Origin of the sequence: Amycolatopsis sp. NPDC051372, from assembly GCF_040682095.1 — a bacterium.
Taxonomy (GTDB): Bacteria; Actinomycetota; Actinomycetes; order Mycobacteriales; family Pseudonocardiaceae; genus Amycolatopsis.
This window is the reverse complement of the sequence record NZ_JBFBAF010000013.1, coordinates 25,802-52,786: the sequence shown is the minus strand read 5'-3', so window position 1 is coordinate 52,786 and position 26,985 is coordinate 25,802. Positions and strand designations below refer to the sequence as shown.

Annotated in this window: 27 protein-coding genes, 2 tRNA genes and 2 pseudogenes; 7 read left to right on the top strand and 24 right to left on the bottom strand. The window is 68.7% G+C overall.

All coding sequences use genetic code 11. From position 1 onward, the window contains the following. Positions 1 to 23 precede the first annotated feature (23 nt). Positions 24 to 1,073: a trypsin-like peptidase domain-containing protein gene (locus AB0M56_RS20720; protein ID WP_364178483.1), complete on the top strand. Its 1,050-nt coding sequence runs from the start codon at positions 24 to 26 to the stop codon at positions 1,071 to 1,073. A gap of 122 nt (positions 1,074 to 1,195) precedes the next feature. Here the strand turns inward: AB0M56_RS20720 and AB0M56_RS20715 are convergent, their stop codons facing one another. After that, positions 1,196 to 1,582, bottom strand: coding sequence for a DUF3224 domain-containing protein (locus tag AB0M56_RS20715; RefSeq protein WP_364178481.1), 387 nt, complete (start codon positions 1,580 to 1,582; stop codon positions 1,196 to 1,198). A 68-nt stretch (positions 1,583 to 1,650) separates the two neighbouring features. After that, the gene (locus tag AB0M56_RS20710; RefSeq protein ID WP_364178478.1) at positions 1,651 to 3,198 is read right to left on the bottom strand and encodes a helicase HerA-like domain-containing protein; all 1,548 of its coding nucleotides are present in this window, start codon (positions 3,196 to 3,198) and stop codon (positions 1,651 to 1,653) included. 117 nt (positions 3,199 to 3,315) lie between these two features. On the opposite strand from AB0M56_RS20710, the gene orn reads away from it, so the two are divergent. Continuing rightward, positions 3,316 to 3,924 carry an oligoribonuclease gene (gene orn, locus AB0M56_RS20705; RefSeq protein WP_364178475.1) on the top strand — a complete coding sequence of 203 codons (609 nt, stop codon included), beginning with the start codon at positions 3,316 to 3,318 and terminating at the stop codon, positions 3,922 to 3,924. Between the two features lie 74 nt (positions 3,925 to 3,998). After that, positions 3,999 to 4,074, top strand: a tRNA-His gene (locus AB0M56_RS20700). Between the two features lie 263 nt (positions 4,075 to 4,337). Here AB0M56_RS20700 and AB0M56_RS20695 read toward each other — a convergent pair. After that, positions 4,338 to 4,661 (bottom strand): hypothetical protein, encoded by a 324-nt coding sequence (locus AB0M56_RS20695; protein WP_364178908.1) that lies wholly within the window; start codon positions 4,659 to 4,661, stop codon positions 4,338 to 4,340. Between the two features lie 187 nt (positions 4,662 to 4,848). Then, positions 4,849 to 5,580, bottom strand: a pseudogene (locus tag AB0M56_RS20690) (NADH:flavin oxidoreductase); the annotation flags it as partial. Positions 5,581 to 5,813: 233 nt separating this feature from the next. Here AB0M56_RS20690 and AB0M56_RS20685 point away from each other — a divergent pair. Next, positions 5,814 to 5,886: transfer RNA gene (locus tag AB0M56_RS20685), tRNA-Lys, on the top strand. Between the two features lie 194 nt (positions 5,887 to 6,080). Here the strand turns inward: AB0M56_RS20685 and AB0M56_RS20680 are convergent. From AB0M56_RS20680 to AB0M56_RS20625, 12 genes and pseudogenes are all read right to left on the bottom strand, one after another. Beyond that, a pseudogene (locus AB0M56_RS20680) lies at positions 6,081 to 6,581 on the bottom strand (tyrosine-type recombinase/integrase); the annotation flags it as partial. 306 nt (positions 6,582 to 6,887) lie between these two features. Next, a complete protein-coding gene (locus AB0M56_RS20675; RefSeq protein WP_364178472.1) occupies positions 6,888 to 7,334 on the bottom strand; it encodes a hypothetical protein in 447 nt (148 codons plus the stop codon). Between the two features lie 220 nt (positions 7,335 to 7,554). Next, entirely contained in the window at positions 7,555 to 7,788 is a 234-nt protein-coding gene (locus AB0M56_RS20670) for a DNA-binding protein (protein ID WP_364178469.1), read from the bottom strand. Then, positions 7,785 to 8,615: a site-specific DNA-methyltransferase gene (locus tag AB0M56_RS20665; protein ID WP_364178466.1), complete on the bottom strand. Its 831-nt coding sequence runs from the start codon at positions 8,613 to 8,615 to the stop codon at positions 7,785 to 7,787. Before AB0M56_RS20665 ends, AB0M56_RS20670 begins: the two co-directional genes overlap by 4 nt. Further along, positions 8,612 to 9,097 (bottom strand): DNA methyltransferase, encoded by a 486-nt coding sequence (locus AB0M56_RS20660; RefSeq protein ID WP_364178463.1) that lies wholly within the window; start codon positions 9,095 to 9,097, stop codon positions 8,612 to 8,614. The genes AB0M56_RS20665 and AB0M56_RS20660 overlap by 4 nt, the downstream gene beginning before the upstream one ends. 141 nt (positions 9,098 to 9,238) lie before the next feature. Beyond that, positions 9,239 to 11,908, bottom strand: coding sequence for a BTAD domain-containing putative transcriptional regulator (locus AB0M56_RS20655; RefSeq protein ID WP_364178460.1), 2,670 nt, complete (start codon positions 11,906 to 11,908; stop codon positions 9,239 to 9,241). Between the two features lie 16 nt (positions 11,909 to 11,924). Further along, positions 11,925 to 12,338: a hypothetical protein gene (locus tag AB0M56_RS20650; protein ID WP_364178457.1), complete on the bottom strand. Its 414-nt coding sequence runs from the start codon at positions 12,336 to 12,338 to the stop codon at positions 11,925 to 11,927. After that, positions 12,335 to 12,772 carry a hypothetical protein gene (locus tag AB0M56_RS20645; protein ID WP_364178454.1) on the bottom strand — a complete coding sequence of 146 codons (438 nt, stop codon included), beginning with the start codon at positions 12,770 to 12,772 and terminating at the stop codon, positions 12,335 to 12,337. The genes AB0M56_RS20650 and AB0M56_RS20645 overlap by 4 nt, the downstream gene beginning before the upstream one ends. Beyond that, positions 12,769 to 13,155 (bottom strand): hypothetical protein, encoded by a 387-nt coding sequence (locus AB0M56_RS20640; protein ID WP_364178890.1) that lies wholly within the window; start codon positions 13,153 to 13,155, stop codon positions 12,769 to 12,771. The genes AB0M56_RS20645 and AB0M56_RS20640 overlap by 4 nt, the downstream gene beginning before the upstream one ends. A 5-nt stretch (positions 13,156 to 13,160) precedes the next feature. After that, complete coding sequence (locus tag AB0M56_RS20635; RefSeq protein ID WP_364178451.1) at positions 13,161 to 13,379, bottom strand: hypothetical protein; 219 nt, start codon at positions 13,377 to 13,379, stop codon at positions 13,161 to 13,163. Between the two features lie 15 nt (positions 13,380 to 13,394). Continuing rightward, a complete protein-coding gene (locus tag AB0M56_RS20630; RefSeq protein WP_364178448.1) occupies positions 13,395 to 14,165 on the bottom strand; it encodes a type II secretion system protein in 771 nt (256 codons plus the stop codon). Between the two features lie 56 nt (positions 14,166 to 14,221). After that, on the bottom strand, positions 14,222 to 14,890 hold the full coding sequence (locus AB0M56_RS20625) for a type II secretion system F family protein (RefSeq protein WP_364178445.1): 669 nt from the start codon (positions 14,888 to 14,890) through the stop codon (positions 14,222 to 14,224). Between the two features lie 189 nt (positions 14,891 to 15,079). On the opposite strand from AB0M56_RS20625, the gene AB0M56_RS20620 reads away from it, so the two are divergent. Further along, the gene (locus AB0M56_RS20620) at positions 15,080 to 15,385 is read left to right on the top strand and encodes a transposase (protein WP_364178442.1); all 306 of its coding nucleotides are present in this window, start codon (positions 15,080 to 15,082) and stop codon (positions 15,383 to 15,385) included. Beyond that, the gene (locus AB0M56_RS20615; protein WP_364178439.1) at positions 15,385 to 15,930 is read left to right on the top strand and encodes an IS3 family transposase; all 546 of its coding nucleotides are present in this window, start codon (positions 15,385 to 15,387) and stop codon (positions 15,928 to 15,930) included. The genes AB0M56_RS20620 and AB0M56_RS20615 overlap by 1 nt, the downstream gene beginning before the upstream one ends. 157 nt (positions 15,931 to 16,087) lie before the next feature. On the opposite strand, the gene AB0M56_RS20610 is transcribed toward AB0M56_RS20615, so the two are convergent. Further along, positions 16,088 to 17,446 carry an MFS transporter gene (locus tag AB0M56_RS20610; RefSeq protein WP_364178436.1) on the bottom strand — a complete coding sequence of 453 codons (1,359 nt, stop codon included), beginning with the start codon at positions 17,444 to 17,446 and terminating at the stop codon, positions 16,088 to 16,090. Between the two features lie 126 nt (positions 17,447 to 17,572). Between AB0M56_RS20610 and AB0M56_RS20605 the strand changes: the two genes are divergently transcribed. Next, positions 17,573 to 18,418, top strand: coding sequence for an IclR family transcriptional regulator (locus AB0M56_RS20605; RefSeq protein ID WP_364178433.1), 846 nt, complete (start codon positions 17,573 to 17,575; stop codon positions 18,416 to 18,418). A gap of 4 nt (positions 18,419 to 18,422) precedes the next feature. Here the strand turns inward: AB0M56_RS20605 and AB0M56_RS20600 are convergent, their stop codons facing one another. The 7 genes from AB0M56_RS20600 to AB0M56_RS20570 form a co-directional block, all read right to left on the bottom strand. After that, positions 18,423 to 19,622: an enolase C-terminal domain-like protein gene (locus AB0M56_RS20600; RefSeq protein ID WP_364178430.1), complete on the bottom strand. Its 1,200-nt coding sequence runs from the start codon at positions 19,620 to 19,622 to the stop codon at positions 18,423 to 18,425. Next, on the bottom strand, positions 19,619 to 20,536 hold the full coding sequence (locus AB0M56_RS20595; RefSeq protein WP_364178427.1) for a dihydrodipicolinate synthase family protein: 918 nt from the start codon (positions 20,534 to 20,536) through the stop codon (positions 19,619 to 19,621). Before AB0M56_RS20595 ends, AB0M56_RS20600 begins: the two co-directional genes overlap by 4 nt. 163 nt (positions 20,537 to 20,699) lie before the next feature. Next, a complete protein-coding gene (locus AB0M56_RS20590; RefSeq protein ID WP_364178424.1) occupies positions 20,700 to 22,082 on the bottom strand; it encodes a PLP-dependent aminotransferase family protein in 1,383 nt (460 codons plus the stop codon). Positions 22,083 to 22,109: 27 nt separating this feature from the next. Then, positions 22,110 to 23,270: a mandelate racemase/muconate lactonizing enzyme family protein gene (locus AB0M56_RS20585; protein WP_364178421.1), complete on the bottom strand. Its 1,161-nt coding sequence runs from the start codon at positions 23,268 to 23,270 to the stop codon at positions 22,110 to 22,112. Further along, entirely contained in the window at positions 23,267 to 24,568 is a 1,302-nt protein-coding gene (locus tag AB0M56_RS20580; RefSeq protein WP_364178418.1) for an MFS transporter, read from the bottom strand. Before AB0M56_RS20580 ends, AB0M56_RS20585 begins: the two co-directional genes overlap by 4 nt. 153 nt (positions 24,569 to 24,721) lie before the next feature. Further along, positions 24,722 to 25,570, bottom strand: a complete 849-nt coding sequence (locus AB0M56_RS20575; RefSeq protein WP_364178415.1) for a class II fructose-bisphosphate aldolase — start codon at positions 25,568 to 25,570, stop codon at positions 24,722 to 24,724. A gap of 92 nt (positions 25,571 to 25,662) precedes the next feature. Continuing rightward, positions 25,663 to 26,967, bottom strand: coding sequence for an MFS transporter (locus AB0M56_RS20570; RefSeq protein WP_364178412.1), 1,305 nt, complete (start codon positions 26,965 to 26,967; stop codon positions 25,663 to 25,665). Between the last annotated feature and the right edge of the window lie 18 nt (positions 26,968 to 26,985).

The window sequence follows — 26,985 nt, the reverse complement described above, 5'->3', positions numbered from 1 at the left end:
ACCACGGCCGCGAACCTGGTGTCATGACCGAGAACGAGAGTCGGCCCGGCCCCGCCTCACCCGGTGGGCACCAGCCGCACCAGACCTACCCGATCGCTGCTCAGCAGAACGCCCAGCAGCACACCCCGCCGCAGTACGGCCCGTACGCCCAGTACGGGCAGTACCGCCACCAGCAGCAGGCCGCGCCGAACCCGCTCTTCACGCAGCAGCCGCAGGCTCAGCCGGCCACGCAGCCGAAGCGACGGGGCGGCAGGCTCGCCGCCGTCGTCGGCGCGACCGCGCTCGCCGCGGCGCTCGTCGGCGGTGGCGCCGGTGCGGCGATCGTCGGGCTGACCACCACGTCGGTGGCCTCGCCCGCGTCGTCCTCCGCGGTCGCCGGGCAGACGGTCAGCAACACGACCTCCACCGGCGACGTCAGCACCGTCGCGGCGAAGGTCCTGCCGAGCGTCGTGCAGGTCAACGTGGACACCGGCCAGGGCGAGGCCATCGGCTCGGGCGTCATCCTGACCTCCGACGGCCGGATCCTCACCAACGCCCACGTGGTCGACGGCGCGGTCGGCGAAGTCACGATCACGACGTCCGACGGCAAGAAGTACCAGGCCAGCGTGGTCGGCGCCGACACCAAGGGCGACATCGCGGTGCTCCAGGCCAAGGGCGCCAGCGGCCTGACCGCCGCCACCCTCGGCGATTCGAGCAAGCTCGTGGTCGGCCAGGAAGTGATCGCCATCGGCTCGCCGGGCGGGCTGCAGAACACCGTGACCACCGGCATCGTCAGCGCGCTGAACCGGCCGCTGTCCGACGTCGGCGGGGGCGAGCAGCAGCAGCAGCAGTCGCCGTTCAGCCGTACGTCCAACCAGGCGGACAACGGCCCCAGCTACACCGCGATCCAGACCGACGCCTCGATCAACCAGGGCAACTCCGGCGGCGCGCTCGTCGACGCCCAGGGCCAGGTCATCGGCATCAACTCCGCCCTCTACAGCCCGTCGGCCAACTCCGCGGGCAGCGTCGGGATCGGCTTCGCGATCCCGGTCAACGACGCCAAGACGATCGTCGACCAGATCGTCAACGGCTGACGCAGTCGCGGACGGACCGCGGTCGGGGCGGCCCGTCCGATTTCCTCGCTCGAATCGCCGGTAGCGGGGAACCACGGTGAAAGCCGCTCTCCCAGGGTTTCGGGGCCTTGGGAGAGCGGCTTTCACGCTGCCGGGAGCTCGTAGGTCAGCGTGAACGCGTGGTTGCCGGCCTCATCCTGCGCGATCGCGGCGAAGCCGGAGATGCCGGTGAGCTCTCCTGATCCGGAGCCCGCGAGGATCAGCAGCGACAGGCATTCGTCACCAGCCGCGTGGCGCAGTACGAACGAACCCTTGTGCCCGTCGACGGACACCGACAGCCGCTCGAAGGCGACATATGCGCGCGAAGTGGCGTTCGAGGCCGTCAGCATCTCGACGGTGCTGGTGCCCTCCACCGCACCCGCGAACGTCTTGGCGATGGTCACCCGCGCGAACTCGGTGCCACCCGTCTCGTCCTGGGCTTGCGGCTCCCACTTGTCGAGCTCGAACGTGGCGGTCGCGGTGCTGGTCATGGCTGGATCCTTCCGATCGTGAGCCCTCAGCCTGCCCGCCATACCTGCCAGGTTGTGTCGGGTATTTTTCATCGCCGGCGGTTGCCGAACAGCCCCCGCGTGATCTCGCGCCCCAACGCGGACGCGGCCGAGCGCATGAAGGACTTCACCGCCGGGTTGCTCATCGCCTGCGAGATCAGCCCGGGGTCCTCCTTCTCGGCTTTCCCAGCAGGAGCCGGTGCAGGGGCCGGGGTCTCGGCGACAGGCGGCGCGTCCGCCGGCGCCGCGACCCGAGCCGCCAGCTTCTCGTACGCCGACTCGCGGTCGATCGTCTCCGAGTACTTCGCGTGCAGGTCCGACGACGCCACCGCCGCGGCCACCGCCCCGTCCCCGACCGAGCCCATCTTCGACCGCGGCGCCCGCAGCCGCGTCCACGCGACCGGTGTCGGCGCGCCCCGCTCGGACAGCACCGTGACGACCGCTTCGCCGATCCCGAGTGACGTCAGCGCCGTCTCGAGGTCGTAGTACGGCGTCTTCGGGTACGTCTTCACCGTCCTGGCCAGGGCTTTCTGGTCGTCCGGCGTGAACGCCCGCAGCGCGTGCTGCACCCGCGCGCCCAGCTGCGACAGCACCGCGTTGGGGATGTCCGTGGGCAGCTGCGTGCAGAAGAACACGCCGACGCCCTTCGACCGGATCAGTTTCACCGTCTGCTCGATGCGCTCCAGGAACGCCTTCGACGCGTCGTCGAACAACAGGTGCGCTTCGTCGAAGAAGAACACCAGCTTCGGCTTGTCGAGGTCGCCCTCCTCGGGCAGCTCCTCGAACAGCTCGGCCAGCAGCCACATCAGGAACGTCGAGAACAACGCCGGCTTCGACTGCAGGTCGTCCAGCTCCAGCAGCGTCACCACGCCTTTGCCGTCGGCCTGGAGCATGAGGTCGTGGACGTCGAGCTCGGGCTCGCCGAAGAAGTCCTCGCCGCCCTGGGCCTCCAGATTGGACAGTGCGCGCAGGATCACCCCGGCCGTCGCCGCGGAGACCCCGCCGATGCCCTTGAGGTCGGCCTTGCCCTCGTCGCTGGTCAGGTGCGTGATCACCGATCGCAGGTCCTTCGTGTCGAGCAGCGCCAGTCCTCGCTGGTCGGCCCAGTGGAAGATCAGGCCGAGCGTCGACTCCTGCGTCTCGTTCAAGCCCAGCACCTTGGACAGCAGCACCGGGCCGAAGCTCGTGATCGTGGCCCGGATCGGCGAGCCCTTCCCGCCGGTACCCAGCGAGAGGAATTGCACCGGGCTCGCGGCCGGCGCCCAGTCGTCACCCAGCTCCTGCGCGCGTTTCGTGAGCTTGTCGTTGGCTTCACCCGCCGCCGACAGGCCCGAAAGGTCGCCCTTCACGTCGGCCAGCACCACCGGCACGCCGGCGGCGGAGAGCTGCTCCGAGATCAGCTGCAACGTCTTCGTCTTGCCGGTGCCGGTCGCACCCGCCACCAGACCGTGGCGGTTCAGCGTGGCCAGCGGCAGCCGCACGGCCGCGGCCGCCTCGGTCCGTCCGTCGATCACCACGGCACCCAGCTCCACCGCGGCGCCCTCACTCACGTAACCCTGCGCGATCTCCGCCGCAGGCCCCGACCCCTGCTCGGCCACTGGCTGCACCCCGTTCCGAGTCCGAAATCACACTCTTTCACCTGGCTGCCCGAGCGTAACGCGCCGAATGCGCAGGTAACCCGGCTGACATCCCCGTGTCGGGTTAGGGTTGTCCGGGTGACCGACCACCTAGTCTGGATCGACTGCGAGATGACGGGGCTCGACCTCGGCAAAGACGCGTTGATCGAAATAGCCGCCCTCGTGACCGACGCCGACCTCAACGTCCTCGGTGAGGGAGTCGACATCGTCATCCACGCCGACGACACCACGCTCGACGGCATGCCGCAGGTGGTCCACGACATGCACGCCAAGTCCGGGCTCACCGAAGAGGTCCGCGCCTCCGCGGTGACGCTCGCCGAAGCCGAGCAACGCGTGCTCGACTACATCCGCGAGCACGTCCCCGACCCCGGCACGGCCCCGCTGGCAGGCAACTCCATCGCCACCGACCGCGGCTTCATCTCCCGCGACATGCCGGCGCTCGACAGCCACCTGCACTACCGCATGGTCGACGTCTCGTCGGTAAAGGAACTCGTCCGGCGCTGGTACCCGCGGATCTACTACGCGAAGCCGGAGAAGGGCCTCGCCCACCGCGCCCTCGCCGACATCAAGGAATCCATCGGCGAGCTCGACTACTACCGCAACGTCGCCTTCGTCCCGCAACCCGGGCCGACCAGCGAACAAGCCAAAGCCGCGGCCGCCGAAGTGCAGGAACGCCACCAAAGCTGACCCGGTGAAAACCCGTCGCGAGGGCACGCTACGATATTCCGCAGCAAGGTGATCGCGACGATCCCTCGCAGATGGTGGGCGTAGCTCAGCTGGTAGAGCACCTGGTTGTGGTCCAGGAGGTCGCGGGTTCGAAACCCGTCGCTCACCCCATTACCCCAGTTTGGTCGGTCCTGGTGGGACCTTCCCCGGACTGGGGTTTCGCCTTTTTTCTGGGGGTCGAACCCCCAGACCCCCGCCGGGGGACACCCCGGACCCCCATCCGGCGTGGTCGCCTCGGATCCCCCGGGTTGCTGTCCCGCCTGGTTTCCGGGATCCCTGTCCGATGTGGTTGCCCGGGTTGCTGTCCCGTTTGGGTGCCGGTGGGCACGGTGAGGGGTTTCTTGGTCGGAGGCCCGGGGGTCCTTTGTGGAGGGTCAGGAGTAGAGGAGGGCGTCGCGGAGGGTGGTCAGGAGGGCGAGCAGGAGGGCGGTTGGGGGGCAGCGGGCGGGGCGGGTGCCGGCGCCGCGGCCCAGGCGGGCGAGTTGTTGTTGGTGCCAGGAGGAGTTGAGCAGGTCGTCGAGGAGTTTGTGGCCGACTTTGGGGGTGGGGGCGGCACTGTGGGTGGCGGGGTCGGTCAGGAGACGGTGGGGGAAGGTCGGGTCGTGGGTGATCGGGCGGGCCAGGCCGACGAGGTCCACGGAGCCGGAGGTGACGGCCTCGGCCATGGCGGCGTGGGAGCGGAAGCCTCCGGTAAGCATGAGGGGGATCGTGAGCTCGCGGGCGAAGTGGTCGGCGAAGTCGTGGAAAGTAGGCCTCGCGGGCGCGGGTCGAGGCGCGTTCGGGCGTGCCGTCGACGACGGCGATGCTTTCGTAGGTGCCACCTGAGACTTCGAGGAGGTCGACGCCTTCCTGTTCCAGGGCTTGGGCGACCACGAGGGCGTCCTCGGGGGCGAATCCGCCGCGCTGGAAGTCGGCTGAGTTGAGCTTGACCGACAGAATGAACGACGGCGAGGTGCCGGCGCGGATCGCGCGGACGACCTCCAGAAGGAAGCGCATCCGGTTCTCCAGCGGACCGCCCCAGCGGTCGTCGCGGCGGTTGACGAGCGGGGACAGGAACTGGTTTAGCAGGTAGCCATGCGCGGCATGGAGCCGCACGCCGGCGAAGCCCGCTTCGGCCGCGACGTGGGCGGCGGTCGCGAAGCGCTGGACGAGCGCGACGACTTCCACGTCCGACAGCGCTCGCGGTCGCCGGAACAGCCACTTGCCCAGGTCCAGAGGCACAGCTGACGGGGCGACGACGTCTTGCTGCCGCCCGGCGAGTTTGAGGCCGCGCATCGACTGCCGGCCGGCGTGCGAGAGCTGCAGCAACAACTTGGCCTCGGTGCCGACGGTCGCGGTGGCCCATCGCCGCAGCTCAGGGAGGTGGCGGGCGTCTTCGATCACGACATTGCGCTGAGCCTCCAGCGCCGAGCCGTCGACCATGACGTTTCCGCTGATCAACAGGCCGGCACCGGAGTGCGCGAGCCGCCGGTAGGCCTCCGTGAGCTGCCGCGCCGGCGCGCCGCGCCGGTCGGCCAGGTGCTCACTGGTCGCGGCCTTCGCGAGCCGATTGGCCAGGACGGCGCCGTTGGGCAGCGTGAGCGGGGTGGCGAGGATGTTCTCCTGTACGTCGTACATGAGACCAGAGTGACCTGTACGACGTACAGTTGTCAACGGCCGGTTCACCACGTTGGCGGCCCCACAACGGCCCCCGATCTGTCAGACTGACCCGAACGCGCAGCTAGGAGCCCTCCGGCCGCCGCGGCGGCTAGCCGCGCGCGGTTAACGGGACCCCCCCTGAAACGCGGCTTGAACAGCCTGCTAATCTTTTCCACGTCGCCGAGGGAAACCAAAGCGGCGGGCAGCACCAAGCGCCATTAGCTCAATTGGCAGAGCAGCTGGCTCTTAACCAGCGGGTTCGGGGTTCGAGTCCCTGATGGCGCACCCTCACTCCCCAGGTTCGGACCACTTCCGGCCTGGGGATTTGTGTTATGCGGAAGAGGTTCTTCCATTTCTCCACCGTCCTTTGTGGCCTGTTGCGAGCCCGAGGGGAGCCCGAGACTGCAAGCGGACTGTCGGGGGATGATCGCGGCCGTCGCTTCGGCTGCTGCGAACGCCACCTGTGGCAGCACACTGGTGTAGGTGTCAGAGGTGATGGTGATCGACGAGTGTCGAAGCATGTGCTGGACAACCTTCATTTCCACGCCCGCAGCCAGGGCTAGCGTCGCCGCGCCGTGCCGGAGGTCGTGCAGGCGGATTGGTGGCAGCCCGGCCTGTGCGACGAGTTCGTAGAAGGCCTCGGTCACCTCCGCCGGGTGCAACGGACTGCCATCCGGTCGGGTGAATGTGAGGTCGTGCTCGTGCCAATCGCTCCCGAGCCGCACCTTGTCCGCGTCCTGGATCGCGAGGTGCCGCTGGAGCACCAGCACCGAGTCCGCGTCCAATGCGACAACACCCTCGGAACTGGTCGTTTTCGGCTTCGTCTGAGCCGTCTCCCAGCCCCACTGCACGATCTGATTCGTCACATTCAGGGTGCCGGCCGCCAGGTCGGTCTCCGAGCGCCGCTGCCCACACGCCTCGCCGCGCCGAAGCCCCACATGGGCAATCACGTGGAACAGGGGATACAGCGGATGGTTCATCGCGGAGTCCAGGAACCACCCGGTCTGCTCGGGTGTCCACACCATCACCGGCCCGGGCTTCTGCCCGGTCCGCCGCCACAACTCGACGCGCTCCGCAGTCCAGACCAAGGGCTTCGGCCGCACCAACGCCGGCAGCTCGACAAGCTTGGCCACGTTCACCAGCACCAGGCCTTCCTTGACCGCGGGACTCAGCACCGTCTTCAACGTCCCGTTGATCTTGTTGATCGACGTCGGCCCCACCGGCCGCTGCCACTTCACCGCTGCGATCTTCACCGGGTCCCCGCTCTGCCGGAACTCAGCGATCCGCTAGTTGTGCTCCAGAATCGCTTCGTACATCGAATCCAAATGCCTTACCCGTAGTTTCCGATGCCTGATCCGGCCCAAATGCGGACGGAGGTAAAGCCGGTCGTGCGACTCGTAGGACCTGTAGGTGTTCCGCGCCAACTTGCCGAGACTCACGGCCGTCTGCTTCGCCGCCAGGAACGCCACCAGAACCTCCGCCATGAGCGGATCGTCGGCGACGTCGGCACCGACCTTGACCAACCGCCTCGTCTCTTCGACATCCGGCAGCTTGGCCTTCCTCGCGATCGCCTCGGCGATCAAGTCACCGATCTTCCGGCGAGTCTCATCGTCGTCCTCTTCAGGAATCGCCAGAAGATCACGAACCTGGTCCAGCTGGTCCTGAGCCTTGGTGGCGCTTTCGAATCCGGCGCGGCGACGCGGTCGGCGGGTACCGTTCTCGTCCGGGGGCAACTCGATCCGGAAGGCCCATTGCCCGTGTCGACTGTTCTTCAGTTTAGGGCAAGCTGCCCCGAGCTCCCGCCCCGTTTCGTCCCTGCACGAACATCGCCGGTACGTGCTTCCTAGGGCCATGCCTGGGTTTCCTTCCCTTCGTGGAACCAGCGGTTTCGCTGGGGGGACCCGCATGCTCGCGCCGCGACCAGGCAAAAGGGAAGCCCGAGACGCCTACATCTCACCCGATGTGATGATCGAGACCGAGGACACGGAGGATCTCGACCGTCGGTATCCGGTATGACCCACCGACGCGCAGAACGGGACACGGGAACGACTCCGTCCGCGCCAGCATGTATGCCGTCGTGCGTTTGATCCCCAGCGCACGCGCCGCCGTCATGAGATCCACCACAGCGGGCAGGGCCGAGACCTCGGCGAGAGTGAGGGTCTCGGCCGGGTCTCGATGGGCCGTCATCGTAGTCTCGCCTTCGCGAGACGCGCTGTGGCCACGCGTTCCCACCGAGGATCGACGTCGACGCCCACGTAGCCGCGTCCGGACTCCAGAGCCGCCACACCCGTCGTCCCGCTCCCGGAGAAGGGATCCAGCACCACGCCGCCGGACGGGCAGCCGAGGCAGATGCAACGCCGGGCGATCTCCACCGTGCCGACTGCGGGATGGCCCGTGTTTCCGCGGTCTCCGCTGACGCGCCAGACGTCCGATGCAAGATCCTCACGGCCGAAAGACCAGTGATCGCAGCTGCGAGCGAGCAGGAACACCCACTCATACCGCTGGGCATACCGGTCTCTGACGCTTTCGGGCCGGGCGTTCGGTTTGTGCCAGACCACGGCGCGCCGCAGGAGCCAGCCACGACGCTGCATCGCGAACACAGTCCGCCACGGAGCTCCGACCAGGTCTTTCTGCCGGTGGCTCGACTGCGGTGGCCGGTGTACGCCGTATCCCTGAGCGAGGCGCGCGAACGAAGTCGCGGCATTGGAGCCGGCTGCCACGTAGTTGCCCCAGGAACCACCGAAGCTGTCACCGAGGTTGATCCAGACCGTGCCCCGCGGAGCCAGCACGCGCGCGACTTCGTCGAACACCACCGCGAGACTGGTCGCGTAATCTTCGACGGAAGTCTCTCCACCGAGCTGGCCGTTCACCCCGTAGTCTCGGTGGCCCCAGTACGGCGGCGACGTGACGACACAGTCGATCGAATCCTCAGGCTGCCCCGCCAAGACCAGGGCAGCATCCCCTGTCACCAGCCAGCCGCCCCTCGCTTCTACTTGGCGCTTGCGAATTGTCATGCTGCTTCGCTAGCGTCAATGTCGCAGGGCCCGGTCGTTCGCATATCCCCACCCGACAGACCGACGAAACGCCGGCCCGTCAGCCGCGCAGCCGTCTCGGTCACACCGTTGCCGGCAAACGGGTCTAGAACGACGCCCTGTTCGGGACACCCCACCTCGATGCACTGCATCCACATCTCGACGAGGCCTGTTGCGGCTGCCGATTCCCAGATGTCGCCGTACCTCGTTACCGACTCCGAAGAGAAGTAGTACGCGGGGTTCTTGGTGAGAAATAGAACCATGTCATACTTCCCCAAGGAACACTCACCATTCCAGATCAGGACGTTCCGCAGCGTCCACCCGTCGGACTGCATGGCCAACGCGAGACGCCACGGAACACCCTCAAGTGAGCTCTCACCAGCCACGTCGGGTACGCTCACCCAAGCTGTTCCGGATTCGTGGAGGATCCGCCAGACCACACGGAAAACCTCCCGCAGCAGCACGATCGAATCCGAATTCGACGATGGCAACCGAGTGATGACGCAATCGACGAAGCCACGCCCAGCCGCTTTTTCCACTGATCCCACCCACTCTCGACACGGAATCCTTTCACTCATTCACGAATGAGCACCCGGTAGACTAATTCATCCAAAGTTGAGGGATTGGCGGATCAGGGCCGCAGTCTCGTCTTCGAGCTCGATCTCGAGCGCCGCGCTGATATCCGAGAGCTTGTCCGCTGTAGCCTTTACTGCTGCGGCGTTCCCTACGCGGTACTCGATGCGTAAGAGGTCGCGAAAGAGCGCTTCACTTACGGGTTCGGCTCGGAGCCCTCTGGTCGCAGCACGGCGTGCAGCAGGGATCTCGCCTGACTCCAGGTAATGCTCGGCCAAGGTATGGGCGACATCGACGATGGCATCGATCATTTCGCGTTGGTGCCAGGAGGCCCAGGTGTAGCGGTTGTCGGGAACGTTGCCGAGGGGCATCCCGCCGACGAGGTCGAGAGCCTGCTGGAGGTGTTCGAGACCGCCGGCCTCGCTGTCGAGACCGCGTCGGGTGAGGTCTCGGAAGCGGGACCAGTCGGTGGTCAGGGTCTCGGACAGGCGGTATCCACCCTGTTTGGCGTCGACGTTGGGGAGGTAGAGGTCGCCCGCGGAGTCGTGGCCGAGCCAGGTCCGGAGACGTGAGATGTAGCCTTGGCGAGTGGCGGCGGACCACGGCTGTGCGTCGGTGCCCATTTGCCGGGAGATCTCCTCGGCGTGCGCACCGGGGTTGAGAGCCAGGAATGCGGCAAGCTCGGTCAACCGGTTGATCTTCTTGCCCTCCACTTTGTCCATGTCGAGGCCGCAGAGGCGTACAGGGCCAAGCAGTTGGAGCTGTGGGGCAAGGGCTTCCGATACAGCGATCGTCGCGCGACGCGTGGACAGTGCCGGGGCGCTCGTCTCCTGGACGACCGGTTGCTCGGCGCGCTTCGCCGCAATCCGCGGCAGGTGAAGTTCGGCGCCGAGCGGCTCGATCGGAGTCGGGGCTTGATCGAGGTCCACTTCCGATGCCCCCGGGATCGAAACGTCGGGCTCAGCCGGAGCGACAATCGCGGCGACACCGGTCGCGGCCGGACCGCCGAGGCGCTCGAGGTGGTCGGCGGTGAGGGGCTGCGACGACAAGACCACGTGCGGATCGGCCGGCCGGCCGTGCGGGCTGCGAGCTCGCTCAAGATCATCCAGCAAGTCGTCCAGAGTGTCGTAGCAATCAAGGTGGTCTGGCTGCTGCTCAGTTGCGACGAGACTGACGATCACGTGGCGAGACCATGGCGAGACCGCAAGATCGTTCGCGATGGCACGCACTGTTTCGCGAACCCGGCGGTCCTCGCCGTGCAGCAGGAGGACGCCGACCCGGTCGAGACTGACCCAGGCGAGATCGCCGTTGCCGTTCTCGCCGAGCGAGACGAGCAGCGGATAAGGCGCGGTGGTCTCGGCAGCGGTCTCGTCCGATGGCGCTCCTGGGTCGAGGACCCATCGCCGTGGTGTGGAGCTCTCGGCGTTGAACGGCGGGATCGGATCCGCGGGTTCTTCGATTTCGAGCCAGGTCTCCGACGGTCCGACCCACGCCGCGCGGACGTAGGGAACCTTGTGGCCGGCGTCGGCGGAGTTCACGGCCAGCGCGCGGAGCGCGTTGTCGAGAGACTCGAGCGACGGAGGCTCCGTGTGGGGATGGGGTTCCGTCCGAGACGCGGCGGTGGGGTCGGCAGGCTGGCCGCGCCCTTCTCGTAGGCGGCGACGTGCGACGAGACGTCGCGTTCCCGCGGTCGCGAGGATTCCTGCGGTGATCAGTCCCGCGACTCCCGCGACGACCAGAGGCCCATGATCCGAGTCGTATGCAGCTGATCCGGGTTGGGCCACGGGCCGAAGGGTGGGGGCGAGAGCGGACGAGGGCGGTGCTGCAGTCGGCGTCGATGCCGGTGGTGTCACCGAGGGCGGCGTCGCGTGAGTTGGCTGAGGCGCAGCGGGCGGAATGGCCGCCGGAAGGCGCAGGACGTCGCCGGGGTGGATGTCGTCCGGATCGGTCAGGCGGTGGCCTGAGGGCTGCTGCTGGTCGAGGTTGGCGGTGAAGAGGTCGCGGTAGCGGCGGGCGTCGCCGAGGTGGTCGCGCGCGATCGAGGACAGGGTGTCGTCGGTGTGCACGACGCACTTCTCGGATTGCCGTGGCGGCAGGATCAGTCGCCAGCCTGGCTTGACGAGAGCAACATCGCGCAGAGTCTCGCCGTCGGGTTGGGGCTTTCCGCGGTTGAGGGTGAAGATTTCTTGGTAGCGGTTGCCGTCGCCGAGTTCGTGTGTGGCGATGCGGATGAGGCTGTCGCCGGGTTTGACCTCGTAGTCGCCGGTGGTGTTCGCCGCGTGTTCGGCCGCCGGCATGGAGGCAGCCACGATGGCGGCCATCGGCGCCGGTGGCTGTTCGGCGGCGGTCGCCGCGGCTGTGCCGGTGAACATCAGCAGGAGCGCGCCGGCTGCGATCTTGCGTGCCCAGCCGAGTCCCGATATCCGTGGCAGTGCGGTTCCGCGCAGCAGGCCGGCTGCTTCGACGGCGATGGCCGCGACCAGTTGCAGCCAGGAGACCAATCCGATGAGGACCAGAAACGTCAGGAACACCTGTCCGCTGTCGTGCTCAGTCAAGAGCCTTCTCGCGTCAGAGAAGGAGTCAGGCCAGCTGTCGAGGAGGGCCGCGCGGAAGGTCCAGAAGGCAGCGGGTGGTCCACACAGGATCGTGACCAGGGTGAGTGCTCCCCCGAGAGCTCGCAGTGGTGCCGGTGCGGTGCGCATGGTCGCTCCTTTCTATTCAGCCGGCGGAGATGAGGGTTGCTACGCCGTGACCGTGGACGGTCGTCGCGGTGATGCCGATGGCGCCGAGGAAGACTGTGGGGCGGGTAATCGCGGCGTCCACGACGATGCGGTCGCCCTCGACAGCGACGTCACCGGTGACGTCGGCCGCTTCGAGGTAGGCCTGTGCGGCGGCAACGGCCTGGGCCGGCACGACGGCCGCGTCCTGGCCGGCGGCGAGATCGGCGACGTCGAGGGCTTGCCCGCCGGCGCGGGCGGCTTCTTCGGCAACCGCGGTGGCGTCGGAGTAGGCCTGTGCTTTGCGCGCGCCATCGACCGCGATGCCGATTCCGATGATCAGCGCGGCGCTAAGGCTCAGGATGAGGACTGAGATCGAGCCGCGGTCTCCGCGGAACAGCGTTGTGGCCTTCATGTCAGGGCTCCGTAGCGGTCGATCGGCGAACGGAACTCCGACCGGACAGTTCTGGTGCCGGACAGGCCCGGGATGAGGTCGGCGTAGGGCACCATGCAGGTCACCGTGACGACGACGTAGCCGTCCTCCCCTGGCTTGCCTCGACCATCGACGACGGCGTCGATCTTCAGGTCTGTGCAGGTCAGGGACTGCTGGGCGAGCACTGCCCGGGCGGTGTCGTCGGCCTGGGTCGATGCCGACCGTCCGTCGTGGGCGAGCGACACCGTTCGCGCGGCGGCGCGAGCGGCTTCGGCTACGGCGGCTTGCGCGATTTGCACGCGCATGCCGACGAGGCCCAGACCGAGGAGCAGGATTAGCGCGAACACGCCGACGGTCGCCTTGATGGTCATGTCGCCGCGATCGTCGCTGCGCAGTTGGGTCCACCGGATGGTCATGGCTGGATCCGTTCGACTGGGCCGGTCGCGGTCTGGCTGATCGCGACGGTCATGAACGGGATGAACGATGCGGCGTGCGCTGTCACCGTGACCGAGACGGTGGCGCCGTCGCTCGCTGCCCGGGCGCTGACTCCGCTCAACCAGGTTCCTGTGGCGCGGCCGATGTAGCTCTCAGCGCGAGCCGCGGCCGCGGGCAGGTCGACCGGTGGGATGCGTGCGGCGGCAGCGCCGTCTCGTGCGGCCTCGAGCGCTACCGCGCGGCCGAGGAATACCGCGACCACTTGGAAAACCGTCAGCGCCACCAGGATCAGCGTGCCGATGAGGATGACCGCGGCGACGTTGTCGTCACCGCGCTCGTCCCGCACCGCTCGTCTGATCGCCATGCCGCTCACTGCCCGCCGATCAGTGGGAGCTTCCCGTTGACGAACGCAGTGATCGCACCGGCGACCAGGGTGGCGACGCCAACCGCGAGCGCGGCGTAGAGCGCCTTGGTGATGTTCTCGTCACCGCGCTCGCCGGCGCGCCGGAAATCCTCGCGGCGACGCGAGAACAGCTGGACTCCAGCGAGCCACCAGCAAATGACTCGACGGTTGATCGTGGTCAACATCAGCGATTTTCCTTTCTAGGAGCCGAGCATCGTGTAGACGCCGGGAAAAGCCAGGAACGCGATGAACGCGAGCCCCATGAGGGCGAGCGGAATGCGGTCCGAGCGCACAGATGCGCCGGCGGCGCGCTCGGCCTGCAAGTCCTGATCGATCGAGTCGGCCTTCGCGCACAGCGACGCGACGATCCCGGTGCCGTCGAGGCCGGCGCCGGCGACGAGGTGGCCGAGATCGCACAGCTCCCGTACCCGCGTGGCTGCGCCGAGCCGTTCCAGCCCGGCCCACGGCATGTCGCCGAGCAATTCGGCCTCGTCCATGGCCTCACGGATGCGGTGGAAAGCCCAGCCGTCGCCCAGCGACACCGGGAACCGCAAGGCTTCGACCGGACCGCGGCCGCCCTGGCGGCCGAGCGCGACCAGCCGGCACAAAGCTGCTACCGCAGTCCGAAGCTCACGACGGACGCGCGCGACCTTCGCTTTCAGCGTGGCGGCGAGCAGACACCAGCCGAACGCGCCGGTCGCGATCGACAGCGCACCAGTGAGAAACCAGGGCGGCGCGACGCCGTCGAGCGACAACACGGCAGCAACCAGGGGAATCCACAACACACCAACCACGGCGAAGAAGACACGCTGCAGCAGGAACTGCTCAGCCGGCCTCCCCACGAGTGCCAGTTCGGGATGGGGCGTCCGCTTGGTCACCTTCGACAGGAGGGGGAACCGGACCACCGCTTGTGTCCGGTCCTCGAGCAAGTCAGCAAGCTTCGGCACAGCCGGCACGAACGCCGCGACCACCAGTGTGATGCCGATTGCGAACCCACCCGAAAGCAGGACGAGGGCGGCGCTGGGGCTCATCGCCGTGCCTCCGAACGGGAGCGGAGGAACCGCAGGGAAGGTGGCTCATCTCCGAGCCGTCGAAGCCAGACCACGGCGGTGCCCACCACCGCCAAAACGACGGCCAGCACGCTCTGGCCGAGCACGCTGCGGTAGACGGCGGTGTAAGTCGAGGCTCCGACCACGCCGAACCCGAGGAACATCAGCGCCCAGATGACGAGCAGGGCCCGGGCCGTTGACCGTCGCCGGGCTCGTTCGGCCTCCGCAGTACGACGCGCCGCGACTTCTGCCGCGACCTGCCGAGCGAGTGCGTCCAGCAGCTCCGCGGCACCGGAGCCCTGCTGGTGCACGACACACAATCCCGCCGCTGCGACGTCGCCGACGCGGTCGTCAATGTCGTCGGCGAACGTCAAGGCGGCTGCGCGGAACTCCCAGATCCTCAGCCGTTGGGCGAGTGTCCCGACCTCGTCGGCGATCCCGGCCGGTGCGTCCCGCGCCGACTCCTTGATCGCGGACAGCAGCCCCACGTGGCCGGATCCGATCAGGTCGGCCACGCGACGGAGCCAAGTCTCCAACGCCTCCAGCCGATCGATACGTCGTGCGCTCGTCTTGCCGGCGGAGGTCAGCCACGGCAGTAAGAGCACGGCCGCCGCCAGTGCGATACCGGCGATCGGCCAACCGGTCACCAACCAGCCAGCAGCTCCGAGGACGGCCGCAGCCCCATGCCGCGCGGCCGGCCGCCAACCACGTAACCGCCCGAGCCGCGTCCACAGCCCCTGCGATCGCACGTTCGGGCTGTGGACGCCGAGTGAGGTTCCCCCGCTTTCACGGAGAGCTCCGAGCCATGGTCCGATAGGACCGGAAGGAGCACACCAGTGGCGGCACCCAAGAAGTACCCCGACGAGCTGCGGGCCCGGGCGGTCCGGCTGTACCGGGAGTCTGACCTGAAGCCGGTGATCCGGAAGCTGGCCGAGCAGCTCGGCGTGCATCACGAGGCGTTGCGGAACTGGATTCGCCAGGACGAGGCCGATCGTGGTGAGCGAGCCGACCGGCCGACGAGTGAGATGGTCGAGGAGAACAAGCAGCTGCGCAAGCGTGTCGCGGAGCTGGAGCGGATCAACGCCGTGCTGCGTGATGCGAGCGCGTATTTCGCCTCCGAGATCGGCCCGACCCGGAGGTGATGATGCGGTTCGTCAACGAACACCCGCAGCACCCGGTCGATCTCGTATTGCGGGTTCTTGGTATCGCGTCCTCGACCTTCTACGGATGGCTCAAGCAGGCGAAACAGCCCTCGGCGCGGCGGGTGGCCGACGATGGTCTGGTGGCTGAGATCGTCGATATTCACACCTGCTCGGGCGGTACCTATGGCTCGCCGCGGGTGCATGCGATGTTGCGCCGCCGAGGCATCGCGGTGGGCCGTAAACGTGTCGAGCGGCTGATGCGGCAGGCCGGGTTGCAGGGCGCGTTCCTGCGCAAGAAGTGGCGGGTCGGGTCCACCCGGCAGGATCCGCGGGCCACGCCGGCGCCGGACCTGGTCAACCGGGACTTCACCGCGGTCGAGCCGAACCGGTTGTGGGTAGCTGACGCGACTCGCATTGTGACTGGTCAGGGCGTGTTTTGGCGCGCTGCGGTGCGGGACGCGTTCTCCAACCGGATCGTGGGCTGGAAGTGCTCGGACCGCTGCGACACCGAGCTCGTGCTCGGCGCGTTGGAGTATGCGGTGTGATCGCGGCAGGTCCGGCAGGGCCAGTTGGTCCACCATTCGGACAGAGGATCGACCCCGCCTCGCTGTCCAGACGGCGTCTGCCGCCGGCGAACCCGGCTCAGGTCCGCCGGCAGCAGACGTTTTCGGCCCCATCACCGAGGTGTCTCGACGGACTCGATCATTCCGCCGCTTTTGCCTGAATGGTAGCCGAGTCGAACATGTCTGACGTGCGGCGACGGAACATCGGTAGGAGTATCACCATGCCGCCGACGGCCAGCAGGGCGGCGAGCAGGGCGTTGCCAGCGAAGAACGAACCGGTGGATTTCTCCAGGACGCCGAACGCGTACGGGCCGACGAAGCCTCCGAGGTTGCCGATGGCGTTGATGGCCGCGATGCCGACGGCGACCATCGGGCCGGTGAGGAAAGAAGAAGGCAGCTGGAAGAACGATGACCCCACGGAGCCGACCCCCGCCGTGGCGAGAATCAGCCCGATCATCGTGAGGATCGGATCGCTTGAAGCGGCTGCGAGCACCACGCCGGCGGTGGCGACGAACATCGGGATCGCGGCGTGCCACCGCCGCTCCTGGAGACGGTCGGAGTGGGCAGCCCACAGCAGCGACACGACGAGCGTCACCGCGGCGGGGATGGCCGACAACAAGGACACTGCGAGGGTCGAGAGGTGGTCGCCGTTGATGCTCTTGATGATCTGCGGCATGAAGAACACCAGCACGTAACCACCGCAGTTCTTCGCGAAGTAGGAGAACGACAGAATCAGGACCTTCGGGTTCGCGAGGCAGCGCAGCGGATTGCCGTGGCGGGAGGGGGCTTCGTGCCTGGCCAGTTCAGTGGTGAGCCACGTCTTCTGCTCGGCCGACAGCCAGCGCGCCTTGTCGGGGCGGTCGACGAGCACCTTCCAGATCACCAGGCCGACCACAATGGATGGAAGTCCTTCGGCGATGAACAGAGCGCGCCAGTCTTCGAGCCCGAACAGGGCGTGTGGCCAGGCGGACATGATCGCGCCGGACACCGGCGGTCCGATCATGCCCGACAGCGACGAGCCGATGACGAAGAACGCCAGCATCTTCGCGCGGTCGCGGGGCAGGAACCACAGCGTGAAGTAGAAGACAACGCCGGGGAAGAGGCCGGCTTCGGCGATCCCGAGCAGGATGCGCATGAGATTGAGGCTGACCGGGCCCTGAACGAAACAGGTCGCCGTGGCGACCAGACCCCAGGTGATCGCGATGCGGGCGAGCCACTTACGGGCGCCGAAGCGCGTGAGAGCCATGTTGCTCGGCACCTCGAACACGAAGTAGCCCACGAAGTAGAGCCCGGCGGCGAGGCCGTAGGTCGCGGCCGTGAGGCCGAGCGACTCGTTCATGCTCAGCGAGGCGATGCCGAGGTTCGCGCGTTCCAGGTTCGCCATGAAGTAGGCGATGCCCAGCAGCGGCACGATCCGCCACGCAATCTTCCTGGTGACGGTGCGGTGCATCCGCTGGTCCGGGGTGAGGGCGGTCGGGGGCCGGGAGGTGAACGCCACGATGCGCTCCTTCCTGCTCGTGCGGGATGGGACGAGGACTGCTCATGCGCTTCGGCGAAGCACGCGTCGGGCGCGCCTCGGGCGCGGCGGATGAGGCGGGGGCTATCCGGCGGATAGAATCCGGTGGTGTCCACCGATCCGACGCCGCCGGCCGAGAGCGGCCGCACGCCCACGCCGGTGAAGTCGGCTGACCGGGTTCTGCTGGTGCTGGAGTCGCTCGGGAGCCGTCGTGACCGGCCAACGCTGACGATGCTCAGCGACGAGCTCGGGATTCCCTTGAGCAGCCTCCACGGCCTGCTGCGGACGATGCAGAACCGCGGCTGGGTGGAGACCGACGAAACGGGTTCGCGCTACAGCATCGGTGTGCGGGCGCTGCTGATCGGGTCGGCGTACGCGCGCGAGGACGAAGCGGTCGTCGCGGCGCGCGCGGTGATGGACTGGCTCAGCGACGAGACAGGCGAAACCGTCCACTACGGCCGGTTGGAGGGCTCCGACGTCGTCTACCTCGCCAAGCGCGAGTCGAAGTTCGCCGTGCGGGTGCACTCCTCGATCGGGCAACGGATCCCTGCGCACGCGGCGTCGCTGGGCAAGGCGATTCTCGCCGAGCAGCCCGAGGACTTCGCCGTGAAGACGTTGAGCTGGCCGCTGGTGTCGTTGACACCCAACACGATTGTCGAACGCGAAGCGCTGTTCGGGGACCTCGCGCGGTCGCGAGAGCGCGGGTACGCCGCCGAGCGGGAGGAGAGCGACACCGGCCTCGGCTGCGTCGCCGTCACGGTCGCGGACACAGCACATCTGGATGCCCTTTCTTTCGCGGTTCCCGTGGCCCGGCTCGAGGAGGGCCGGATCGAAGAGCTGGCCGGCCTGCTCCTCGAGGCCAAGGCGGTGCTGGCCGGGACGGCGACGCCCCGGGGTGCGCGATCGCCCGAATTCCTGGGCAATCTCACGGCGCTCAACGACAAACGCGAGTGACGCGCTAGCTCTCGCCGATCACGTCGACGGATTTCTCGATCCGGCTTTCGGCCAGTTCGATGCCGAACCCGTCCGCGGTCGGGAGCGCGAACGTCCCACCTTCCGGGCTCGGCGGCGAAAGCTCGAAATGGTGCCGGTTGGGCATCGACCGGAACAGGTACTCCACCCGCGGGCATACCTCGGGCGACTGGCTCGCCACTACATGCAGCGCGGCGTGCAGCCCGTGGCCATGCGGGATCACCGGCACTCCGTACGGCTCGGCGAGCGCGCACATGCGCACGAGGTCCGTCACGCCGCCGCACCACTCGGGGTCGGTCTGCACCACGCTGGTCAGGCCCTGCTGCAGGAACGGCAGCAGGTCAAGCCGGTCGTAGAGGTGCTCCCCGCTCGCGAGCGGGATCGTCGTCGACGCCCGCAGCTGCGCATACGACGGGACGGCGCCGGGCGGGAAGGGTTCCTCGAGCCAGTCGGGCCGCAGGTGCTCCACGCGCCGGCACCACGACCGCGCGTAGGCCAGGTCCCAACTCATGAACGCGTCGAACATCAACGCCGAGCGGGTGCCGACGCTTTCCCGGGTTCGCTCGACGAGGCCGACATTGCGTTCCATCCCGTCGACATCCTGCCCGGGGCCGTCGGCGAAGAACCACTTCTGCGCGGTGAAGCCCTCGTCCAGCAGCCGCGTCGCGACGCGCTCCACCTCGTCGCCGTCGTGAGCCGTGCCCAAAGTGCTGGCGTAGGCGGGAATCCGGGTGCGGCCCGCCCCGCCGAGCAGCTGCCACACCGGCGCGCCGAGCAGGCGGCCGCGGAGGTCCCACAGCGTGTTGTCCACTGCGCTGATGGCGATCTTGCGGGCGCCGTGGCGGGAGTGGCGGTTGGCTCGGTGCAGCAGGTCCCAGATGTACGTCGTCGCCATCGGGTCGAGCCCGAGCAGCGTGCGGGCGATGCCGCCCTCGCGCAGGGCGCCGAGCACCTCCGGGCCGAGCGGGCCGTAGCGGCCGATCACGCCGGTCGTGGTCCCGATTTCCAGGTACAGCGAGGTTTTCCGCTCGGTGCCGAGCGCGTTGGGACGTCCGCTGAGCGTGGTGTGGAACTCGTCGTAGACGCTGATCGGGCGGGACTGCGGGGCCGGCGCGGCCGACGGGTTGTTGTCGAGGGTCCCGTGGAGTTCGATCAGGCGCACCGACGAGATGCGGACGTTGATCACGCGACCACCGCCTCGGCGTCGTAGTGCGCGTCGGCCCAGAGTGTCGCGGCTTCGGCCAGTCCGGCACCGCCATCGAGCCGGCTGCGCGGCGACGCGATCCGGCCCAGTGCGGCCGTGGCGGCCTTGAGGCCGGGGATCGCCGGCATGCTGAGGCCATACACGTCGAAGATCGCCATCACCCGTTCGTACAGCGCCGCCACCTCGGGCCTGCCCGCACGCACCGCGGCGACGAGGGCAACGAGCAGGTCCGGCTGCAGGTTGGCCAGCCCGCTGATCGCACCGTCCGCGCCCGCCCACATCGCCGCGGGGATGAGGTCCTCGAAGCCGGTCACCACGGCGAAGCCGGGCCGCTGCGACCGGGTCGCGTCGAGCGCGGCGGTGATGGCCGTGATGTCGCGCACGGTCAGCTTCGCCCCCACGACTTGCGGTTCCTCGGCCGCGAGCCGCCGCAGGAGCGACGGCGGCAACGGCTGGGCCGTGAGCGCCGGGAAGTCGTAGAGGACAACCGGCCGGTCCGTCGCGGCGAGGACCTCGCGGAAGTGGCCGGCAAGCCGGTCTTCGGGGACCTTCCAGTAGAGCGGCGGGAACACTAGCACACCGTCGACACCGACGTCCGTGGCTTGGGCCGCCAGCGCACAGGTCTCGCGGGTCGAGAGCCCGCTGACGCCGGCGAGCACCGGCACGTGGCCGCCGGCCGCGGCGACCACGGTCTCGAGGATCGCGGCCCGCTCGGCGGGGCCGAACTCGGTGAACTCCCCGGTGGAGCCGAGCGGGACGAGCCCGTCAACGCCTCGGGCGATCAGGTCGCCGGTCAGCGCGGCGAGGTCGTCGTGGTCGACGGCGCCGGTCGTGGTGATCGGCGTCAGCAGCGCGGGCCACAGTCGGATAACTGCATCAGGCTCCTTCACATTCATGAAGCCTATTCAAGTAGATGAAGAGTAGCTGTCGATCGAGCTGAGGCCAAGAGGTGTGCGCAGGTGGATCGAGGTGAATCGGTACAGCCGCGACACGCGCCGGAGCGACCGCAGAGGAAATACGGAGAGCACCCTCGGATCCGTTGGTGCACCAAGGTTTTGACTAGCGTTCGAGCGACCGCAGCGCCGTCTCGAGCTTCTCCTCCGGATACCAGAGCGGCACGCTCAGGTACGTGCCCAACCCGCCGAACGGTGAGAAGTGCTCGACCCCGCTGAGCGCACGGACTCCCCCGGCTCTCAGCGCACTGCCGATGGCCGACGCGTCGGAACCGGTGTCGACCCACAGGCCCGAACCGCCGGAGGGCTCCGTCCACCGGCAGCCCGGCCGGACGCGCTCGAGAACCCGCCGCGCGATCTCGTACCCGCGCCACAGCTCCGCGGTCCGCGCGGCCCGCAGCTCGGGCAGGCGACCCAGCAGGTCGACGGCGACGAGCTGGTCGAGAACCGACGACGTCAGGTCGATCGAGCGTTTCAGCTCGGTCAGCCGCTCGACGACCGGCACGCTCCCCCGGATCCACCCGACCCGGAGGCCGCCCCACGTCAGCTTCGAGAGGGTGCTGATCGTGACCAGCTGGTCGAGCGGCAGCAGTGCGCCGAGCCCGGGGCGGCGGTCGCCGTCGAAGAGCAGCTCGGCCGAGGAGGCGTCCTCGACGCAGAAGGTGTGATTCGCGCGCAGGATCCCGGCGAACGTGCGCAGCGACGGCGGATCCAGCGTCAAGCCTGTGGGGTCGTGCACGACCGGCTGGCAGTAGACCAGGCGCGGCCGCCGGCGCGAGACGAGCTGCTCGAGCAGATCTAGCCGCAGCCCGGCGCCGGCGAACGGGACCGGCAGCAGCCGGGTCCCCGCGCGCCGCAGCACGTCGAGCGTACGGCGACTCGTGGGGTCCTCGACCACGACTTCGTCGACCGGCCCGATCAGCAGCTGCGCGGTGAGCCACGTGGCCTGCTGCGCACCGCCGGTGACGACGATGTTCGCCCGGCTTGTGGGAATGCCCAGCTCGGTGTAGTACGCCGCGATCGCGTCGCGCAGCTCCGGGAGCCCCGCCGGGAAGAAGCCGCCGGCCGCGACGTGACCCATCAGCCGGCCGCGGTCGATGCCGGCGATCGCCTCGGCCACGATCGGCAGCCCCGGCAGCGCTCCCCTCGCGATGTCGTAGGACGCCAGGGAATCCGGGCCCAGGACAGTCGCGCCGGGATCCGCGAAGCCCTTCCGGCGCACCCGGCACCCGGAGCGCTGGAAGGACTCCACGACGTCGGCGGCCGCCAGCGACTCGTAGGCCTCGGTGACCGTGCTGCGCGAAACGCCGAGTGCTTCGGCCAGCGTGCGCTGCGAAGGCAGGAGCGCCCCGTCGGCCAGGTGGCTGTCGGTGATCAGCTGACTGATCCCGAGCGCGAGCGCGCGGGCCAGGCCGCGGTCGTTGCTCGGCCAGTCGCCGAGCATCCGCACCAGCTGGTCCGGGCCGATCCGCCCTTCCGAGGGTGGCATCCGCACCTCCTCACGGCACGACGGTACCTACTGGTCGATCACGGAACCGTCGACGCTTAGTCGCGCCTTGACCGGCCGCGGCACGTACGGCACGCGCTCGGTCACGCCCGGGCGCAGTTTCACGCCGATGCCAGGACTCGCGTCGACCAGGAGGAAGCCGTGGCCGTCGTACTCGGGCTGGCCCGTGACGATCTCGGCGCCGTCGGGCCGGTCGGCCAGCAGCGAGTGCCACGTGCGGCCCGGGTACTCCAGCAGCGCGAAGTTCGGGATCGCCGCAGCGATCTGCAGCGACGCGGCCGTGAGCACCGGGCTGAGCGGGTTGTGCGGCACGACGCCGACATGCTGGGCCTCGGCGAGCGCGGCGATCTTCTTCGCACCGGTGATACCGCCGACCATGCCCACGTTCGGCCGCACGAACTGCACCGCCGACCGGCGCAGCAGCATTGCGAACTCCCAGATCGACGTGAGCCGCTCACCGGTCGCGATGGGCACGTCGACGCGGCTCGCGACGTACTCCATCTCATCGAAGTTGTCCGGGGTCACCGGGTCTTCGAGGAACTGCGGGCGGAACTCGGCGATGCCGAGCCCGAGCTGCACGGCCTCGGCCGGGGTGAGGCGCCGGTGGATCTCGATGCACAGGTCGACGTCGTCCCCGACGGCGTCGCGGTAGGCGGCGACGGCCTCGATCGCGTGCCCGATCTTCGCCGCGTGGGTCGAGAAGTACGGCACGGAGCGGTCTTCGTCGAGGAACGGCGTCAGGTGCCCGACGGCCGTGAAGCCCTGTTCCTTGGCCGCCTTCACGCCGTCGACGAGCTCCTGGCGGGTCGTGCCGACCACGTGCTGGTACACCCGCGCGCGGTCACGGACCGGGCCGCCGAGCAGGGCGTGGACCGGAGCGTCGCGGTACTGGCCGGCGATGTCCCACAGCGCGATGTCGATCGCGCTCAGAGCACCCATGATGTCCGCGCCGCGGAAGTGGAACGCGCGGTAGAGGTACTGCCAGTGGTGCTCGATCCGCAGCGGGTCCTCACCGAGCAGGTACTCGCCGAACTTCACCACGGCCGCGGCGGCGGACTCGTGGAACCCCCACGCGCCCGACTCGCCGAGCCCGAGGAGTCCTTCGTCCGTGTGGACCTGCACGAAGAGGTAGCGGTCGACCAGGATCGGTTCGACCTTCGTGATCTTCATCGGGCGACTCCGTCGTTCGTGGGGGCGAGGGCCCGGTCGGGCACGGTCGTGCCGGTGACCGCGGGGCGGGACAGGAAGATGCAGACGAAGCTGATCGCGCCGAGCACGACCATCATCAGCGCGACGGGCCAGTAGGAGCCGCCCGCCCAGGTCACGAGGCTCAGGCCGAGGACCGGGATCAGGCCGCCGACGGCCGAGACCGACTCACGGGCCAGTGACACGCCACTGACGCGGATCCGAGGCTCGAACATTTCGGTCAGGTAGGCCGCCTGCCCGGCGTTGTTGAGTTCCTTGCCGATCGAGGTGCCGAGGATGAGCGCGAGCCAGATCACGACGGGTCGGCCGGTGTCCACGAGCCAGTAGAACGGAAACGCCAGCAGCACCGCGAACGCGGCGGCGGCCAGGTAGACCCGCCGGGTACCCCACCGGTCCGTGAAGTGCCCGAAGAGAGCCACCGAACCGATCCCGAGCGCTGATGCGATGAGCAGACCGGTGAGCACGGTCTGCTGGCTGACCCCGACCTGTTTCACCGCGTAGACCGTGACGAAGACCGTGTAGAGGTAGCCCAACGGCGGGTCCATCAGTCGGGCACCGGCCGCGAGGAGGACCTGCTTCGGCGACGTGCGCAGCAGCTCAGCCATCGGCACGCGGGGCTGTTCGCCGGTTCCCTTGATCCGTTGGTACTCGGGGGTTTCCTGCACGCGTAACCGCAGGAACAGGCCGACGGCCACCGGCACGATCCCGACCAGGAACGGGATCCGCCAGCCCCACGCGAGGAGCTGGTCCTGCGGCAGCGTGCCGACCAACGCGAAGGCCGCGGTCGACAGCAGCATCCCGATCTCCGCGCCGACCTGAGCGGTCGAGGCGAACAGGCCGCGTTTGCCCGGCGGCGCGTACTCCGCGCTCATCACGACCGCGCCGCCGAACTCGGCGCCCGCGCCGAATCCCTGGCACAGCCGCAGGAACACGAGCAGGATCGGCGCCCAGATCCCGATGCTCGCGTAGGTGGGCAGCGCACCGATCGCCGTGGTCGCGATGCCCATCAGGACCAGCGTCGTGATCATCACGGCCTTGCGGCCGCGCCGGTCGCCGAGGTTGCCCAGCACGATCCCGCCGAGCGGCCGCGCCACGAACCCGACCGCGAACGTGGCCACCGAAGCGACGGTGCCGACGTCCGCCCCGAGATTAGGGAAGAACAGCTTGTTGAGCACCAACGCCGAAGCGAGACCGTACAAGGCGTAGTCGTACCACTCGAGCGCACTGCCGATGATGCTGGCGGCCACGACGCGCCGTCGCATCGGCGACCTGTCGGGGCCGGAAACCGCGGGGTCGCGGGGTGGTCGTCGCGCATCCATCAGCTGATCCTCTCCATTAAGGACTGATGCAGGCACGACGGTGCGCCCTGGGACGTGACCGACGCCAGGCCAGTGCGGGCCAACTGGCCTGCCGCCTCAGCCGCCGAGGGTTTCGAGCACCCCGCGAGCGACGCCGGTGGCGGTTTCCAGGACCGCACGGGCCAACGCCAGCATGTCTTCGCCAGCCGCGCGGGCCGGCTCGATGCGTTCTTCGACGATCGCGAGCATCGCGGTGCGCAACTCGGTGTTGACGTTGACCTTGCCGACGCCGGCGGCGCCGCACGCGCGCAAGTCGGCGGCGGGCAGGCCCGAAGCGCCGTGCAGGACGAGCGGAATCGGTCCGGCGTGGTCCCGGATGCGGGCCAGCAGCGACCAGTCGATCGCGGGCGCACCGCGGTAGTGGCCGTGGACGTTGCCGACGCCGCACGCGAGCAGCTGCGCCCCCGAAGTCTGAAGGAACTTCGCCACCAGCTCGGGATCGGTCTTGCCGGCGTCGGCGGTCGCGTGGGCCGAGGCTCGGTCTTCGGCACCGGGAACGCTGCCGAGTTCGCCTTCCACGACGACGCCCAGTGGCTCGGCGAAAATGCGTACGTTCCGGACGAACGCCGCGTTCTCGGCCTGCGGCAGGTGTGAGCCGTCCGCCAGCACCGCGTCGACGCCGGCTTCGATCGCGCCGCGGATCAGTGCCTCGTCCTTGGCATGGTCGAGCTGAACGCAGACGGGCACGGCCGAATCGTCGGCGATGGACCGCAGCGTCCGGATGAGCCGCGTGCCGGTGGTGGCACCGGCGGACGACGGTGCCACCAGCAGGACAACGGGCCGATCCAGGGCTTCCGCAGCGGTCACGACCGCCAGGGCCGTGTCGGCTCCGTAGCAGGTGAAGGCAGGAACGGCCGCCCGGTCGCCGAGGCGCCGGGCGACCAGGTCATCGAGTGCCGCACGCATGGGGGCAGGACTCCGTTCACGTGGTGACCGGGTGGCCGGGGCCGCTCGGTCAGCGGTCCCGGCCACCCGGGGATGGGGTGAGGCGGCCGGCGTCAGGCGGGCACGGCCGGGGCGGCCGGCACGCCGCGCTTGCGCATCGCAGCGACCGCGAGCAGCCCGATGACCGACGTGAGGGCGACGAAGTAGTACGGCGAACGCAGGTCGTTCGTCGCGCTCACCAGCCAGGTGCCGATGTAAGGTGCCGTGCCGCCGGCGATGACGACCGAGATGTTGGTCGCCAGCGCGGTGCCGGTGTAGCGGACCTCATCCGGGAACAACTGCGGCGTCACGGTGTAGGACGCGACTTGCAGGAACGCCATGTTCACCATGATCAGCACGTAACCGAGCGCGGCGAGCCACAGGTTGCCGACGTCCATCAGCAGGAAACCTGGGTAGGTGATGACCGCGTAGCCCGCGAGCCCGATCGCGGCGACCTTGAGCGGGCCGATGCGGTCCGCGAGCCGGCCGGTGAGCGGCATCAGGCCGACCGCCACGAGCGTCACCGCCGCGGTGATCCAGTACACCGGCGACTTCGCGTAGTGCAGGTCGGTCACCAGGTAGATCGAGATGAACGTGGAGCCGATGTAGGCCGCGCCCTGCACGCCGACGCCAAGCGCCGTGGCCTTGACCAGGGCTCCGGGGTAGGACTTCAGCGCCGCCGCGAGCGGGAAGCCGTGCTGGGCCGTGGCGACGGTGCGGTCGATGTCGGGCAGCATGCGCCGGGCCAGGTAGCACACGACGGTCAGCGGCAGGCCGACGAGGAACGGGATACGCCAGCCCCACGAGTTCAGCTGTTCGGTCGCGAGCACACCGGACACGATGCCGATGGCGGCCGACGCGATGGCGAAACCGGCGTTGGTGCCCATCGGCGTGAACGCGCCGTAGCGGGCTTTCTTGTCCGGTGGCGCGGCCTCGGCGATGACCGTTGCGGCCCCGCCGACCTCGCCACCCGCGAAGAAGCCCTGGGCGAGCCGGACGACGAGCAGCAGGAGCGGCGCCAGGACGCCGACCGTGGCGTAGGTCGGCAGAACGCCGATCGCGGTGTTGGCCAACCCGATGCCGACGACAGTCACGAGCAGGGACCGTTTTCGCCCGAAGCGGTCACCGATCCAGCCGAAGACGATCCCGCCGACGGGCCGGATCACGTACGACAGTGCGAACACCGCCAGCACCGCCAGCAGCGACGCGACGGGATCCTTGCCCGGGAAGAACAGCGGCGCGATGATCGCGGAGACGTAGCCGTAGAGGGCGTAGTCGTAGTACTCGATCAGCGTGCCGATTCCGCCGGCCAGGCCGACCCGGCGGACTTCTTTCGCGGTGTGGACCGACACTTCTGGCTCCAGATCACGGAGGGTCACGTGCGACCTCCGTCCGAA